Raw genomic sequence first — 14,637 nt, 5'->3', positions numbered from 1 at the left:
TACTCTGCTACTTGGTTACTTGGCCTGCGTCAGGTCGTAGAACGTGCTGCTGCCGACCGTCACCTTCTTGAAGTTGGCCGCGACCCACTTCGTGATCTTCGACGAAGAGCCGGAGCCGATGAAGTAGTGGATCTTGCCGTCCTCGACGTACTGCTTGAACTGGGCGAGTGTCGGGGACGGGTCGGTGCCGTTGAAGCCGCCGATCGCCATCACCGGGTCCCCGGTGGCCAGTTGGTAGCTCGACTGGTTCTGCGAGCCGATCGTGGCCGCGACCCAGGTGTAGTCACCGGCGTTCTGCTGGAGGAGCTTCTTGGCCTTGCTGCTGACCTGGGCGCCGTTGAGGAGACCGCCCATGCCACCGCCTCCGGCCTTGCCGCCCTTCTTCTGGTTCTGGCCGGGCATGCCGCCGCCGGGGAAGCCGCCCTGCTGCTTGCCCTTGCCCATGCCGTTGCCCTTGCCCTGGGCGCCGGTCGGTGGCTGGCCCATCTGACCACCCTTGCCGGCCTGACCGCCCTGCTTGCCCGGCATCCCGCCGCCACCGCCGCCACCGCCAGGGCCGCCACCCTTGCCGCCGCCCCCACCGGGACCACCCATCATGCTGGCCCCGGAGGGACCCGCCGTCACGATCGACCCGGTGTGCCCGGTGTTCAGCGTGGAGACGGTGTACGCGGAGGGCGCGGCCAGCGAGGCCACGAGGCCCAACCCAGCGGCGCCGAGCGCCAGTTGACGGTTGAGCCGGCCCCCGAGGGCGAGGCCCAGGCCCGCCACGAGGCCGCCGATGAGCACGGCCCACCGCAGCCACGGCAGGTAGTCCGCGGTCCGGCCGAGCAGCGCGTACCCCCACACGGCCGACGCCACGACAGAGGCGCCCAGCGTCACCGACCAGCCGAGATGCCTCCGCTCCTCCCACAGCACGGTCGCGCCCATGCCGACGACGGCCGCGAGATACGGGGCCAGGGCCACCGTGTAGTACTGGTGGAAGATGCCGGCCATGAGGCTGAAGACCAGGCCGGTCATCAGCAGCGAGCCGCCCCACGCGAGGAACGCGGCGCGCGCCGTGTCGATCCGCTCGGCCTTCCAGGTCAGCACCACGCCCGCGACGAACAGGATCAGCGCGGCGGGGATCAGCCACGAGATCTGGCCGCCGATCTCGGAGTTGAACATCCGGGTGAGGCCGGTCTCGCCCCACTGCCCCGTGCCGCCGCCCATGCCGCCGCCACCGCCGCCGACGGAGCCGGCCTCGTCGCCGTTGATGCGGCCGAGTCCGTTGTAGCCGAAGGTCAGTTCAAGGAACGAGTTGTTCTGGGAGCCGCCGATGTACGGCCGCGAGGACGCGGGCCACAGCTCGACGATCGCCACCCACCAGCCGCCCGAGACGACCATCGCGGCGGCGGACAGGGCGAGTTGCCCGAACCGCTTGCGCACCCGTACCGGCGCGAACACCGCGTAGAGGACCGCAAGCGGCGGCAGGACCAGGAAGGCCTGCAGCGTCTTGGTGAGGAAGGCGAGGCCGACGGCGACGCCCGCCCAGATCAGCCACGTGGTCCGGCCGTGCTCCATGGCGCGCAGCACGCAGTAGACCGTGACGGTCATCAGGAGCGCGAGCAGCGCGTCCGGGTTGTTGAAGCGGAACATCAGCGCGGCGACCGGGGTCGTCGCGAGGACCACCATGGCGATCAGTCCCGCGGTGGCGCTGAACCGGCGGCGCAGCGCCCCGTACAGCACACCGGCGGTGGCCACCGCCATCAGGACCTGCGGGCCGAGGATCGCCCACGAGTTGAGGCCGAAGAGCCGTACCGACAGACCCATCGGCCACAGCGCGGCCGGTGGCTTGTCGACGGTGATCGCGTTCGCCGCGTCGGACGAGCCGTAGAAGAACGCCTTCCAGCTCTCGCTGCCCGCCTGGGCGGCCGCCGAGTAGAAGGAGTTGGCGTAACCGGAGGAGGAGAGGTTCCAGAAGTAGGCGGCCGCGATCACGAGGAGCATGCCGAGGAAGGCCGGGCGTGCCCAGCGCGGGTCCTCGGGCCTGCCGCGCCACACACGCGTCAGGAACGCGGCCGGGGGCGGGGACTCGGCGGGCGCCGCGGAAGGCGCGTCGTACGAGGGTCGGATGTCTGTGGTCATCGCTGGGTCGTCCTTGCCTGCGGAACCTCGGAGTTCCGTACGGGGATGGGGGCGGGCTCGGGGGTGCTCCGGTCGGTGGGAGTGGTCCGGTCCGTGAACACCCACGCGCGGAAGAGCAGGAAGCGCAGGATCGTCGCCGCGAGGTTGGCCGCGATCAGCACGATCAGCTCGGTCGAGTGCGCGGGGTTGCCGGAGGCCGTCTGGAGCGCGGCGAGCGAGCCGCTGGTCAGCGCCCAGCCGATGCCGAAGACGACGATGCCCTGGGCCTGGTGGCGTACGGCCTTGTCCCGGCCGCGCACGCCGAACGTCAGGCGCCGGTTGGCCGCCGTGTTGGCGAGGGCCGAGACGAACAGCGCGGCCGCGTTGGCGAGCTGCGCCCCCGAGAACGTACGGAAGCCGGAGTACAGCAGCAGATACAGCAGCGTCGACATGGCGCCGACGACGCAGAAGCCCAGCAGCTGGCGGGCAAGGCCCTTGGGGACATCGGTGAGCTGGCGGTCGCGCGGATCGTCGCCGAAGGGGCGCGCGAGCCGGTCGAGGGAGAGCGAGCCCGTCGCGAGCGCCTTGCCCACGCGCCAGACGCCCTTGAGGTCCTCGGTCGCCGTCTTGACGATGTGGACGGTCGAGTCCGGGTCGTCGACCCAGTCGACGGGCACTTCGTGGATCCGGAGCCCGGCCCGCTCCGCGAGCACCAGCATCTCGGTGTCGAAGAACCAGCCGGTGTCCTCGACGAGCGGGAGCAGCACCTGCGCGACATCGCGCCGGATCGCCTTGAACCCGCATTGGGCGTCGGAGAAGCGGGCCTGAAGGGAGCCGCGCAGGATGAGGTTGTACGTGCGCGAGATGAACTCGCGCTTCGAGCCGCGCACGACCCGGCTCGCGCGGGCGAGCCGCGAGCCGATCGCGAGGTCGGAGTGCCCGGAGATCAGCGGCGCCACCAGCGGGAGGAGCGCGTTCAGGTCGGTGGACAGGTCCACGTCCATGTACGCGAGGACCGGTGCGTCGGATGCCGACCACACGGTGTTCAGGGCGCGTCCGCGCCCCTTCTGTTCGAGCCGGAAGTGCTCGACCTCGCGGAACTCGTCCGTCAGGTCGTTCGCCACCTGGGGCGTGCTGTCGGTGGAGGCGTTGTCCGCGACGGTGATGCGGAAGCGGTAGGGGAAGGTGCGGACCAGGTGGGCGTGCAGCCTGCGCACGCACGCACCGAGGTCCTTCTCCTCGTTGTAGACGGGGATGACAACGTCCAGGACCGGCACATCGCCGCTGCCGACCGGGAGGTGCTCCCGCGCCGGCAGCGCCCCGAACCGCGCGGAGACGGAGGTCGGATCGATGCCCGGAGAAGAGTCGGTTCGCATGCCACCGACATTCGCCAACTGCCCTGTTAGGGCTGTGTGGTGAGGCTTTGGACGGGCTGTGAGAAATTCAAGCCCCGCCGGCGATTGAGGCGCGGGGTCCGGGGCAGAGCCCCGCGACGTCGGCACGGGTGGCTGCCACGGCCGCGTAGGCCGGCAGATGCACGGTGAAAACGGTGCGGCCGGCCGCGCTCTCGACCGTCACAGACCCACCGTGCGCCGCCGCGACCGCCTGCACGATGGCGAGGCCGAGGCCGGTCGAGCCCGCCTTCCTGGACCGCGAGGAGTCGCCGCGCGCGAACCGTTCGAAGACGCGCGGCAGCAGCTCGGCGGGGATGCCGGGCCCGTCGTCCTGTACGTCGAGGCAGACCCAGGGGCCGTGCCGGTGCACGCGCGCGGTGACCGTGGTGCCGGGCGGCGTGTGCGTGCGCGCGTTGGCGAGCAGGTTGACGAGGACCTGGTGCAGGCGCGCGGAGTCGGCGAGCACGGTGGCCGGTTCGTCGGGGAGCTCCAGTCGCCAGGCGTGGCCCTGGTCGGCTGCGCGGGCGTCGCTGAGCGCGTCGACGACGAGCGGCGACAGGTCCGTCGGCTCGTACGACAGCGGCCTTCCGGCGTCGAGGCGGGCGAGCAGCAGCAGGTCCTCGACGAGCCCGGTCATCCGGTCCGCCTCGGACTCGATGCGGCCGAGCGCGTGCCGGGTGTCGGGACCTGGCTCCTCGCGGCCACGTCGCGTCAGCTCGGCGTAGCCGCGGATGGAGGCCAGCGGCGTACGCAGCTCATGGCTGGCGTCCGCGACGAACTGGCGCACCCGCGTCTCGCTCTGCTGCCGCGATTCGAGGGCGCCGTGCACATGGTCGAGCATGCGGTTGAGCGCGGCGCCGACCTGCCCGACCTCGTTCCTGGGGTCGGCCTCTGACTCGGGTACGCGTTCGTAGAGGGTCACCTCGCCGCTGTGCAGCGGGAGTTCGGAGACCCGGGTCGCGGTCGCGGCGACGCGGCGCAGCGGCCGCAGATTGACGCCGACCATGATGGCTCCGGCGGCGCCCGCCGCCACGAGGGCCGCGGCGGCGACGAGCAGCTCGGTGACGATGAGCTTGTTGACGGTGGAGTCGACCTGGGCGGTGGGGCGGCCCACGTAGTAGTCGCCGTTGGATCCGGAGACGTACTGGACGCGGTAGCTGCCGAGGCCCGGGAGGTCGACGGTGTGCGCGGAGTGGTGGTCGGAATGGTCGTCGGTCTGGGGGACGTCCTCCAGCGCGTCGAGCACGGCCTGGGAGAGTCCGTCGGTCCGGAGCTGCCTGCCGCCCTCGTCGTTCGTCGCCTCGACGCTGACCTTGCCTTCGGTGGCCTGACCGTCGTCGACCTCGGCGCCGAGGGTGCCCTCGGGGGAGCCCAGGGTCACGAACGCCAGGTCACCGAATTCCTTCTGCCCCATGGGGCCGGCCCCGGGAAAGTCGCCCTTCGGCCCGCTCGCCCGCATCGCTATGCCGCGTACCTGCTTGTCGAGCTCGTCGTACAGGTACGAGTGCAGCGAGACGGCGGACACGACACCGATCACGGACGCGACGACGGCCATCAGCGCGACGGCCGTGACGACGAGCCGGGTACGGAGCGTCTGGGGCCGGCCCCTTCGCTTCACGACGCCGTGGTGGCGGCCATGGCCGGCTTGATCAGATAGCCGGCGCCGCGCCGGGTGTGGATCATCGGCTCGCGCCCGGCGTCGATCTTCCTGCGCAGGTACGAGATGTAGAGCTCGACGACGTTCGCCTGCCCCCCGAAGTCGTACGACCACACGCGGTCCAGGATCTGCGCCTTGCTGAGCACGCGCCGCGGGTTGCGCATGAGGAAGCGCAGCAGCTCGAACTCGGTGGCGGTGAGGTGGATGTTGTCCCCGCCCCTCGACACCTCGTGGCTGTCCTCGTCGAGCATCAGATCGCCGACGACAAGCACGGACTCGCTGCGCCGGTCGGCGGCGCCGGTCCTGCGGAGCAGACCGCGCAGCCGGGCGACGACCTCTTCGAGGCTGAACGGCTTGGTGACGTAGTCGTCGCCACCCGCCGTGAGCCCCGCGATCCGGTCCTCGACGGCGTCCTTGGCGGTCAGGAAGAGAACAGGCACTTCCGGCAGCTCACGGCGCATCCGCCCGAGCACGCTCAGCCCGTCCATGTCCGGCAGCATCATGTCGAGCACGACGGCGTCGGGCCGGAACTCACGGGCCGTCTGCATGGCGCCGCCCCCGTCCCCCGCGGTGCGGATCTGCCAGCCCTCGTAGCGCAGGGCCATGGACAACAGCTCGGTGATGGACTGCTCGTCGTCCACGACAAGCACCCGGACGGGGCTTCCATCCGGCCTCAGCAGTTCGGTACGCCCCTGGGGCGAGGTCGCGGTCATGGCGCCAGCTTGCGACGCGCCTCTGAGAGCACCCTTTCCCGAACCTGTGAAAACTCTGAGAAACCCGTTGAGTGTGCTGGGGCTCTCCTGGGCCCCCTGGGTCCCCTGGATCCCCTGGGTCTCAGTCCAGCCCGAACAGCGCGGCGGCATTGTTCCGGCACACCGCCCGCACCCAGTCGTCCCCGAGACCTAGCCCCTCGATCACCTCCAACTGATGCACGTACGGATACGGGATGTTCGGAAAGTCGCTGCCGAGCAGCACCCGGTCCCCGAGATCGGCCAGCCGCCCCAACTCGCCTTTCGGGAACGGCGCCTGACGCTCGACGAAGTCGGTGAACGCCATCGTCGTGTCCAGCCGCACCTCCGCGTACCGCTCGGCCAGCTCGAAGAAGTCGGTGTACTCGGGCATCCCCATGTGCGCGACCACCAGCGGCAGCCGCGGATGCCGGGCGAGCAGCCGCGCGATGGGCTCGGGCCCGGTGTGCTTTCCGGGCGCGGGCCCGGAGCCGCAGTGCGTCACGATCGGCGTCCCGGCCTCGGCGAGCAGCCCCCACACGGGATCGAGCAGCGGATCGTTCGGGTCGTAGGCCCCCACCTGCACATGCGCCTTGAACACCCGCGCCCCCGCGTCCAGCGCCTCGCGCACGTACGTCTCGGCGCCCGGCTCGGGGAAGAAGGTGGCGGTGTGCAGACAGTCGGGCGTACGGGCGGCGAACCCGGCGGCCCACTCGTTCAGCCAGGGCACCATCCCGGCCTTGTGCGGATACAGCATCGAGGTGAAGGCCTCGACCTTGAACTCCCGCAGCCTGGCGAGCCGCTGCCCCTCCTCCTCGCGGTACGTGATCGGCCACTCGGTCCCGACCAGCGGCCCGGCGGAGTCGAAGTACGCCCACACCTTGCGCAGCACGCGCTCGGGCATGAAGTGGGTGTGCACGTCGACGAGGCCGGGGAGCCGGTACCGGTCGAGAAACGCGGCGACCTGGCCGGTCTCGGAGGACGTCTCACCCACGTCACTCACGCTCGAACTCCTGGCTGCGCTCAACCTTCGCGACATGCACCGTGTACCGCTCGTACCACTCGGCGCGGCCCTGCTTCTGCACGGCGCGGTGCTCACCGACGGAGCGCCACTGCTCGATGGCGGCGGAGTCGCGGAAGTACGAGACGGTGATGCCGAGCCCACCGGGATCGCGCGCGGACTCGTGGCCCAGGTATCCCGGGATCTCCTTGACGAGCTCGTCCATCCGGTCGGCCGCCTCCCCGTACCCGCGGTCCCCCGGGGTCCGCACGGAGCTGAACACCACGACGTAGTAGGGCGGTTCGAAGGCGGGTAGCGGCCGGTGCGCCGCCGCCCCGTCAGCCACATCGGCGTGATCACTCATGTCCGTACGATCTCTCGTTCCCGTGCGCGAGGAAAGGGATTTGGCCGAACGGCGGGCCGGCCGCTCAGAAGAGCCCACCCTGCACCGCCGGCACCTCCCGCACCTCGGGCCCCGCACCGCCGGCCCCCTCCAACGCCCGTTCCAAAGGCCACCCGGCCAGCACCCGCGCGTCCACGACCAGGCGCCGCCCGTCGTCCCCCTCCACCAGATGCAGATCGGGCCCGGCCGCGGCAATGACCTTCCCCGCCACGACGGCCCCTTCCCCGAGCCCGCTCACCACAGCATCGACCCGGTCGATCCCATCCAGCCCGAACACCTCCCCGTGATCCACCACCCGGCACGGCAACCGCTCCAGGGACTCGGGCCAGCCGTCGAGCCCCGCCGCGACACCGTGCGCCCGCACCAGCTCGGCGCCCCGCTCACCCACCCCCGGCAGCCCGCCCCGCACGGCGCGCTTGCGCTCGTACGGAATCCGGTCCGGCACCCCGAGCGCCACCCGCAGCAGCTCCTCGGCCCGCCGGGCCGCCATCAGGGGCCCCCGCCCCAGCCACGTAAAGGCGACGGCCCCCTGCTCGAGCAGCCGATCGCTCCCCCTCCGGGTCCCCGTGATCCCCACCTTCACGAGTCCGTCCCCGAACCACGCCAAATACACGTGGTACGGCCGCGGGTCATCGGCGATGGTGTCGGCGGCCACGGACCGGGACCGGTCGATCGCGGCACACTCCGCACACTGCGCCCGCGTCCCCCGCACCGGCACCGTGTCCCGCCCCGGACAGACGGTCCACCGCCCTGCCCGCCACACCCCGAGACACCGCCGCTCCCCACCGACCCGGAACGCGACGCTCTCCCCGAACCGCACCCCGCTCTCCCGCTCGCCCCCGCCGTCCCCCACCCACCCGAAGACCGGCCCGCCCCCACGCCACCGCATTCCGGTGCACCACCACGTCATACGAACCAGGATGACGCACGGCACTGACAACACCCGGAAAACGCAAGAGGCCCCGGATTTCTCCGGGGCCTCTTGTCTGTGTGCACTCGGCAGGATTCGAACCTGCAACCTTCTGATCCGTAGTCAGATGCTCTATCCGTTAAGCTACGAGTGCTTGTTTTTTCTTTTTTGTTGTCTCCGTTCCCGGCCTTTCGGCCCGTCCCGGCGACAAGAAGAACATTACATGACTGCCGCCGCCATGTGAAATCCGATTGCCCCACCCCTCCTGACCTGCGAAAACGCACTGTGGGGGCCGGGCGGGCCGCGGCCGGACCCGGGAAGCGCCGAAGCCCCGGTCCAGAGGGACCGGGGCTTCGGATCTTGCTGCGGAGGCGGAGGGATTTGAACCCTCGATGGGGGGGGTAAACCCCAAACCGCATTAGCAGTGTGTTGCCCCTCGTCGGACGACGACGGGGGGTGACTCCTCCATCGCGTCATCGCAGGTCGTGCGAAGGGACAGTCCCACCTTGATGTCTCGCGGCCAAGGGTGGCTGTGCCAGTTGGTGCCATCACGAGGCACGTGGGCCCGGTGTGTGAGACCCGCAACGAACCCCCGTGATCAATTTCCGCGCCGCCCGGCCCGCCGCCTAACGTCCCCCGGACACATCAACAGCCGGGGGGCTAATCGAGCGGGAGCAAGACGGTGACTCACCTGGCGTACGGCAGCAGCGGCCTCGTCGGCAGACTCATTGACGCCGTGGTGCCCGAGTGGGCCGAGCTGCCGTTGCTGATCCTCATCTTCGTCGGCCTGTTCGGGATGATCGTCTACGGCCGGTACAAGGCGCGCCGCGACGGAGCCGCATCGCCCGCGAACCGCCCCGAGAACATCGCGATACGCAAGGGCGCGTCACTCATGATGGCCGTCTCGTCCGCCCTCTTGGAGATTCTCGGCGTGATCGGGATCTTCGCCTTTGGGTGGCCGTGGTGGATCGGCGTCGCGCCGATCGCCCTCTGCGTCCTCGGCGTCTTCATGTTCCGCTCGGCGTTCAAAGCGGGGGAGCAGCACCAATGATGCCGCGCGAAGACAAGTGGCAGGTTGTGATCCTGGTCGCGGGGGCCCTGTCCACCGTCAGCCTCGTCCTGGAGTACAGCGGCTGGGCCCGTGCGTTCTTCCTGGCCCTTGGCGTCTTGTGCGTAAGCACCGTGTTCCGGGATCTCCGGGTGAAGCGCCGTAAGCGCCTGGCCCGGCGCCAGGCCCTGCTGACGCGCCTCGACCGCCTCATGCGCGACGAGGTGAAGCGCCGATGATCAATAAGGGGCTCGTCCGGATCATGTACGCGCTGATCTTCGGCGGCATGATCGCCTACGTCGCCCAGGGCCTGTTCCACGACGGCTGGGTGTCGGCAGCCTTCGGTGCCGTCACCGTGGCCGTCTGCGGCGTCTGGAACCTGCGCCGAGCCACAGTGCAGCGTGACCGGCGCCTCGGCCGCACTGGCACCCGCTTCAGCCGGTTCCTGCTCAGCCGTATCGGCCTGGTGGTCGTCCTCGTCGTACTGGCGCTGTGCGCGGCGCTCGTCATCGCGATCGGCGACGACGACTGCCCCTCGACGGACTTTGCTGGGAAGTGCCGTATGCCCCGCCACATGAACTGGTAGCCGCACAGGCGTATCGATGTGTGAAGGAGCGGTCAGGTGGGGGCGCCTGCATCGTTGCCGGTCGGGCGTGCCATGCGGACAGTCACCGCCCACTGTTCCCAGCTTCCGGGGGGCTGATGGGTGACCGTCGTTTGGCGGTCCTGTGCGGTCGTCATGCTGACGTTTGTGGCGCTGGCCAGGTGATCGAGTTTTCCGTTCGCGGCGGCATGGGCTCGGATCAGGGCTGAGCAGACGCCCTGGACGCGTGGTGGTAGCCGGTCAAGGCCGCGGAGAGCCGAGGCCCAGTCACCGGGAGTTGGTGCAGATGCGTTCCGGTCGCGGGAGTTGATCCCGGTGCGAAGCATGCCCATGGCCCACAGACAGTTGTCGAGAATCTCGACCATCAACGTGGCATCCTCGCCGATCGCCTCGGTCTCCAATGGAGTGAGGGCGATGGTGATCTCCAGGCTGCCGTTCTGTTCGGCGTTGGAACGGAAAAGAGCGCTCATCAGCCCTCCGTCGATGCGTGCGAACAGTGCCTCATCTGTTGTGCTGGTGTGTCAGCTCGCGGGATTCTGTTCCGCTCGACAGCGACGACTGTGCCATGTGCGTCGAGCGCGGCGAAGGCGATCAGACCAACCGCCTCATCCCGGCGAACCAACCGGGCTCAACTGGACACGCAGCTCGGTCACTATCGGGCGGCCTGGACGATCAAGGTTCCGATGTGGCCCTGCTGCGGGGCGTCGAGCACTTGGGCCTGTGCCTCGGTGAATCCGGCGGTCCGAAGCAGTTCCTCCCAGGTCTCTGGGGTGTGGCTGTAGCGGTACGTGAACAGGGCCGGCCCGGCGAATCCGCCCTTGTACATGCCCTGTGGCCCGTACGCGCCGGGGATCGCGGGGGGCTGCGAGAAGACGAACGCTCCGCCGGAGTTAAGGCGTTGAGCGACGAGAGGGAAGAGCCGGGCGGGGTCGGTGAACCAGGCCGCGCCGAAGATGGAGTACACGGCGTCGTACGTGTCGGTCGTCTCCGCGAGGTAGTCGAGGACCTCGGCGCATTCGATTCGGGCGCCGGTTGCCTGCCAGTGTTCGCGGGTCTTGTCGACCATGACCGGGGAGAGGTCCACGCCGGTGGCCTTCACGCCTTGTTCGGCGAGGTGGGCGAGGGCGCGGCCGGTGCCGCATCCGATCTCCAGGACGGTGGCCGGGGTACCGAGGAGTTCGGGGCCGGGCCCGTGGCCCGCGTACTGGGTCCAGCAGAAGACCGGTTCGGCGTCGGGCTTGAAGGCGCTCTCAGCGTAGGTGTCCCAGAGTTCGCGTTCGGCAGCGATGTTGTGGTGTGCAGGCAACGGGGTCTTCCTTGGTGACGTGACGGGGGGTGGGCCCCACCTTGCGGAGGCCGGTTCCTCGATCGGGCCGGGGGCTCGTCGAGGGGTTCGGGACCTCCGCGAAGCGGGCCAAGGTGATCAGTGGGAGTCGGGGACCTTGTCGTCGCAGGGTGAGCAGTTGGCGCCGTCCACGGCCCACAGCTCCTCGTCGGGGGTGAAGCCGTTCTCGCGCAGCATGTCGGCGGTGCGCAGCACGATGCCGTCGCGGCGGCGTTGGATGAAGGGTGCGTGGTGCTTGAACTCGCCGTCGTTGTAGGCGGTGAAGAAGGCGAAGAGGACGGGGGTGTCGAGGTAGATCTGGTGGACGCCCTTGTCGACAAGCTTGCCGACGCCGAGGTGCCAGTCGGGGCGCTCGATCGCGGTGATCATGTACATCACGGCGTTGCCGAGGATGCGCTCGGCCATGTCGCGCACCATCTCGTTGTCGCGGAGCAGCAGGGCGATCTCGCGGTCCCAGAGCGTCATGCCGCTGTCGAAGACGTTGATGGGCAGGTGCTTCACGTGCTGCTGTACCGCGTTGAGGAGTTCACGCGGGTCTCGGATGCGCGAGGGTGCGGTGCGGGGTTCAAGGGCTGTGGTCACGTCGAGCGGTCCCTTCTCCTGCTGGGGGACGCTGAGGCGGATGCCTTGCAGCGATGGCACCGGCAGATCGGCAGCACGCTCGACGTCAGCGGCGGGCCGCCCTCGCCCGCGTATAAGGTGCGCGGCTCGGTGCGGGTGCCGTCGGCGTGGATCGTGTAGACGCTGATGCTGATCGCCATACCTAGGACGCTAGAAGTGGCTGGGAAGGGCGCACCACGTTGTTGCACGGTCTTGCACGTGGATTACCCGAAGGTGTTGATCGCGTCCGTGATCAGCGTGCGGGCGCGGACCCCGTACACAGCGTTTTTGCTCATCTCGGCGAACGCCTTCGCGTAGGTGGTGACCTCGCCGGGCGCGGTGACGTTCACGGCGGCAGTCAGCAGCTCCGAACTCACCTGGCGGTCGTCGAAGATGTAGAAGGCTTCCAACGGCCACATGCGGCGTTCGGCGTCGAACGGGATGATGCCGAGGCTGACGTTCGGCAGCGCCATGACGGCCAGGAGGTAGCCGAGCTGGGAGGCCATCGTGTCCGGCGATCCGATGCGGTAGCGGAGCACCGTCTCTTCGAGGAGGAACGCGAACTGGTGGTCTCCCTCGTGCAGGACGCCGGAGCGCTCGATGCGGGAGGCGGCAGCATCGGGTGCGTCGTCCGGCGTCCCCTGGAAGCGGGCGATCGTCGACAGCAGCGCGGTCGCGTAGGCCTCGGTCTGGAGGATGCCCGGCACCACGTTGGAGCAGTAGATCCGGAAGCGTCGGGTGCCGGCGTACAGGGGAAGTACCTCGTCCTGGGCGCGGCGCATGCCGTGCCGGTGCAGCTTCTTCCAGTGCACGTACATCTGGTCGGCCTGGCGGTTGGCGGCGACCAGATCGGCGGCCTGGTCCTCGACGCCGCACGCCGTGCACCAGTCCCGTACGTCCGTGTCCGAGGGCGGGGTCTTGGCGTTCTCGATCCGGGATCGCTTCGACGGGCTCCACCCGCACCGAAAAGCCAGTTCCCCACCCGACAGGCCGGCATCCCGGCGGATGTCCCGTAGACGTACCGCGAGGCGTTCACGGGCGGCCTGGGCTGCGGATGAAGGGGAGGTGGTCATAGGTGGCTGGCTCTTCGGTCGCGCTGGTCAGATCGTGTACTTCTCGTGCGGGATTCCGCGTTCCCACACCGTCTCGAAGGCGCTCGCGGCCAGTTGCACGACGGCTGGCTCGGTGCGCACCTCCCACTTCACATCGGCCCAGTTCCCGTCGCCGGAGAAGTGGTTGAACAGCACCGCTGTGCGGTCGAAGAGCCAGAAGTCATTGCCCGGCAGAGCGATGTCCGAGGCGAGCCTCCGGGGCAGCCATCGCACGTCTTCACCGGCATGGATGTTGACCGTCGCTCCGGCGTGCTCGTAACCGATGTAGTCGGTGACGGGCTCGGAGACGATGCGGGCCCGACGCATGGCCACACCGCGTGCGACCGTGCTGCTGACCAGGTCGACCCAGGGCGTCCAGTACGCCGAGGTCGGGTCCGTGTCGCGCTCGCCGGTGCGCTTCCAGTGCTCGAAGTCGGCCGCCTCGTCGCCCACCCCGTACACGTCGCGCATCTCCAGGTGGCACGCGGAACGGTGGGCGCCGGCGAGCAGTTCCTCAAATCCCGGCTCGTCGCTCTGCGACATCGCACGCCTCCCTGATCATCGACACCATGCGGGCCGGGACCCGTACGACGGCCTCATGGTCCGGAATCCCCTTGGCGTGGCCGGGAACCTCGGTCGCCGCGCACTCGGCTTCCAGTTCGGTGCTGGGCTTCCAGCCCTGGAACACCAGCTCCGCGTTCTCCTCGTCGACCCACACCGTGGGCGAGCCCTGCTGGCCGGTTTCTGGATCAATCCCGATGAACCGTAACGCCATGACCGCCTCCAGAGCCGAGCCGATTGCATCGTCTTGCACGACGGTTGCCCGACGAGGTGAGGGTGGTCAAGGGCACACGGAGTGGCATAGGTCGGATCCAGCCACAAAAGATCTTCACGACCGCGGCGCGCAAGATTTCGGCTGTCGCTGCCATTTCCGTGCCATCCGGGGACTGAATCCGCTCCGGAACGACTCAGGGAGCCCGCGTCATCAGACACGAGCTCCCTGGTCAGAGGGCGGAGGCGGAGGGATTTGAACCCTCGATGGGGGGTAAACCCCAAACCGCATTAGCAGTGCGGCGCCATAGACCGGACTAGGCGACGCCTCCAGCTCTGCTCCCTCTCGCGGATGCGCGAGTGGGTGCGTGCAGATGATGACACAGCTGAACGCCGCGTCACCAATCGCCCCCCACGGTACTAGGAGGGCAGGCCACAGGGCAAAGCCTGGGTGTCGGGCCGCAACGTCGGGGTGGGTACGGGCGTTGAGCACGTCATGTTCATGCGCGTTTCTTCTCGGCTCATCGGCTCCGTCGCGTCCGTCGTCGGCCCGCTCGTCCTCCTCGCGGCCGCCCCCGTCGCCGCACACGCGGACGCCGGGCACACGGACGCCGGGCTCGACCACCTGACCATCACCGTCGCCGACTCGGACAACGGCAGCGACGGGACGTACGAGCTGGAGTGTGCGCCCGTAGGCGGGACGCACTCGGATCCCGGCGCGGCCTGCGGGCGGCTCGACGAACTGGAGGCGCAGGGCGTGGACCCGTTCGCTCCCGTCGCCGGCGACGCGCGCTGCACCATGCAGTACGGGGGCGCGGCCACCGCCCGTGTCACGGGGACCTGGCACGGGCGCTTCGTCGACTCGTCCTACGCGTTGAGCAACGGGTGCGAGATCGCGCGGTGGCAGCAGATCGAGCCCGTGCTGCCTGCGACCGGGCCGTGACCCTCGGTCCAATGGTCACAGGCTCGTGACTCTGCCCGCC

Annotated in this window: 17 protein-coding genes and 2 tRNA genes; 4 read left to right on the top strand and 15 right to left on the bottom strand. The window is 69.4% G+C overall.

Features of this window, described 5'->3' with window-relative positions; all coding sequences use genetic code 11:
• Window positions 1-15: 15 nt before the first annotated feature.
• From ACFYWS_RS34785 to ACFYWS_RS34750, 8 genes are all read right to left on the bottom strand, one after another.
• Complete coding sequence (locus ACFYWS_RS34785) at window positions 16-2,124, bottom strand: ArnT family glycosyltransferase (protein ID WP_389283085.1); 2,109 nt, start codon at window positions 2,122-2,124, stop codon at window positions 16-18.
• Complete coding sequence (locus ACFYWS_RS34780) at window positions 2,121-3,479, bottom strand: glycosyltransferase (protein ID WP_389283083.1); 1,359 nt, start codon at window positions 3,477-3,479, stop codon at window positions 2,121-2,123. The genes ACFYWS_RS34785 and ACFYWS_RS34780 overlap by 4 nt, the downstream gene beginning before the upstream one ends.
• A gap of 67 nt (window positions 3,480-3,546) precedes the next feature.
• On the bottom strand, window positions 3,547-5,052 hold the full coding sequence (locus tag ACFYWS_RS34775; RefSeq protein WP_389283152.1) for a sensor histidine kinase: 1,506 nt from the start codon (window positions 5,050-5,052) through the stop codon (window positions 3,547-3,549).
• A 59-nt stretch (window positions 5,053-5,111) separates the two neighbouring features.
• Entirely contained in the window at window positions 5,112-5,867 is a 756-nt protein-coding gene (locus ACFYWS_RS34770; protein WP_389283081.1) for a response regulator transcription factor, read from the bottom strand.
• A 121-nt stretch (window positions 5,868-5,988) separates the two neighbouring features.
• On the bottom strand, window positions 5,989-6,876 hold the full coding sequence (locus tag ACFYWS_RS34765) for an amidohydrolase family protein (RefSeq protein ID WP_389283150.1): 888 nt from the start codon (window positions 6,874-6,876) through the stop codon (window positions 5,989-5,991).
• Window position 6,877: 1 nt separating this feature from the next.
• Window positions 6,878-7,246 carry an antibiotic biosynthesis monooxygenase family protein gene (locus ACFYWS_RS34760; protein WP_389283079.1) on the bottom strand — a complete coding sequence of 123 codons (369 nt, stop codon included), beginning with the start codon at window positions 7,244-7,246 and terminating at the stop codon, window positions 6,878-6,880.
• A 64-nt stretch (window positions 7,247-7,310) separates the two neighbouring features.
• A complete protein-coding gene (locus ACFYWS_RS34755) occupies window positions 7,311-8,195 on the bottom strand; it encodes a DUF2797 domain-containing protein (RefSeq protein ID WP_389283077.1) in 885 nt (294 codons plus the stop codon).
• An 81-nt stretch (window positions 8,196-8,276) separates the two neighbouring features.
• Window positions 8,277-8,349: transfer RNA gene (locus tag ACFYWS_RS34750), tRNA-Arg, on the bottom strand.
• A 528-nt stretch (window positions 8,350-8,877) separates the two neighbouring features.
• Between ACFYWS_RS34750 and ACFYWS_RS34745 the strand changes: the two genes are divergently transcribed.
• From ACFYWS_RS34745 to ACFYWS_RS34735, 3 genes are read left to right on the top strand one after another with little or no spacing between them, the layout of a single operon-like run.
• Complete coding sequence (locus tag ACFYWS_RS34745) at window positions 8,878-9,246, top strand: hypothetical protein (protein WP_389283075.1); 369 nt, start codon at window positions 8,878-8,880, stop codon at window positions 9,244-9,246.
• Window positions 9,243-9,482: a hypothetical protein gene (locus ACFYWS_RS34740; RefSeq protein ID WP_389283073.1), complete on the top strand. Its 240-nt coding sequence runs from the start codon at window positions 9,243-9,245 to the stop codon at window positions 9,480-9,482. Before ACFYWS_RS34745 ends, ACFYWS_RS34740 begins: the two co-directional genes overlap by 4 nt.
• A complete protein-coding gene (locus tag ACFYWS_RS34735) occupies window positions 9,479-9,829 on the top strand; it encodes a hypothetical protein (RefSeq protein WP_389283071.1) in 351 nt (116 codons plus the stop codon). Before ACFYWS_RS34740 ends, ACFYWS_RS34735 begins: the two co-directional genes overlap by 4 nt.
• 32 nt (window positions 9,830-9,861) lie before the next feature.
• Here ACFYWS_RS34735 and ACFYWS_RS34730 read toward each other — a convergent pair whose 3' ends face one another.
• The 7 genes from ACFYWS_RS34730 to ACFYWS_RS34700 form a co-directional block, all read right to left on the bottom strand.
• Window positions 9,862-10,317: a hypothetical protein gene (locus ACFYWS_RS34730; protein WP_389283069.1), complete on the bottom strand. Its 456-nt coding sequence runs from the start codon at window positions 10,315-10,317 to the stop codon at window positions 9,862-9,864.
• Window positions 10,318-10,499: 182 nt separating this feature from the next.
• Window positions 10,500-11,153: a class I SAM-dependent methyltransferase gene (locus ACFYWS_RS34725; RefSeq protein WP_389283067.1), complete on the bottom strand. Its 654-nt coding sequence runs from the start codon at window positions 11,151-11,153 to the stop codon at window positions 10,500-10,502.
• A 117-nt stretch (window positions 11,154-11,270) separates the two neighbouring features.
• Window positions 11,271-11,774: a hypothetical protein gene (locus ACFYWS_RS34720; RefSeq protein ID WP_389283065.1), complete on the bottom strand. Its 504-nt coding sequence runs from the start codon at window positions 11,772-11,774 to the stop codon at window positions 11,271-11,273.
• Between the two features lie 242 nt (window positions 11,775-12,016).
• Window positions 12,017-12,865, bottom strand: coding sequence for a helix-turn-helix domain-containing protein (locus ACFYWS_RS34715; RefSeq protein WP_389283063.1), 849 nt, complete (start codon window positions 12,863-12,865; stop codon window positions 12,017-12,019).
• A gap of 27 nt (window positions 12,866-12,892) precedes the next feature.
• The gene (locus ACFYWS_RS34710; protein ID WP_389283062.1) at window positions 12,893-13,426 is read right to left on the bottom strand and encodes a DUF6879 family protein; all 534 of its coding nucleotides are present in this window, start codon (window positions 13,424-13,426) and stop codon (window positions 12,893-12,895) included.
• Window positions 13,398-13,658 (bottom strand): hypothetical protein, encoded by a 261-nt coding sequence (locus ACFYWS_RS34705; RefSeq protein ID WP_389283060.1) that lies wholly within the window; start codon window positions 13,656-13,658, stop codon window positions 13,398-13,400. Before ACFYWS_RS34705 ends, ACFYWS_RS34710 begins: the two co-directional genes overlap by 29 nt.
• Before the next feature lie 237 nt (window positions 13,659-13,895).
• Window positions 13,896-13,986: transfer RNA gene (locus tag ACFYWS_RS34700), tRNA-Ser, on the bottom strand.
• Between the two features lie 164 nt (window positions 13,987-14,150).
• Here ACFYWS_RS34700 and ACFYWS_RS34695 point away from each other — a divergent pair.
• A complete protein-coding gene (locus ACFYWS_RS34695) occupies window positions 14,151-14,597 on the top strand; it encodes an SSI family serine proteinase inhibitor (protein WP_389283058.1) in 447 nt (148 codons plus the stop codon).
• Window positions 14,598-14,637 lie beyond the last annotated feature (40 nt).

This window comes from Streptomyces sp. NPDC002795 (assembly GCF_042888725.1).
GTDB lineage: Bacteria > Actinomycetota > Actinomycetes > Streptomycetales > Streptomycetaceae > Streptomyces.
Note: the sequence above shows the minus strand (reverse complement) of the source record. Positions and strands in the feature narration are given on the sequence as shown.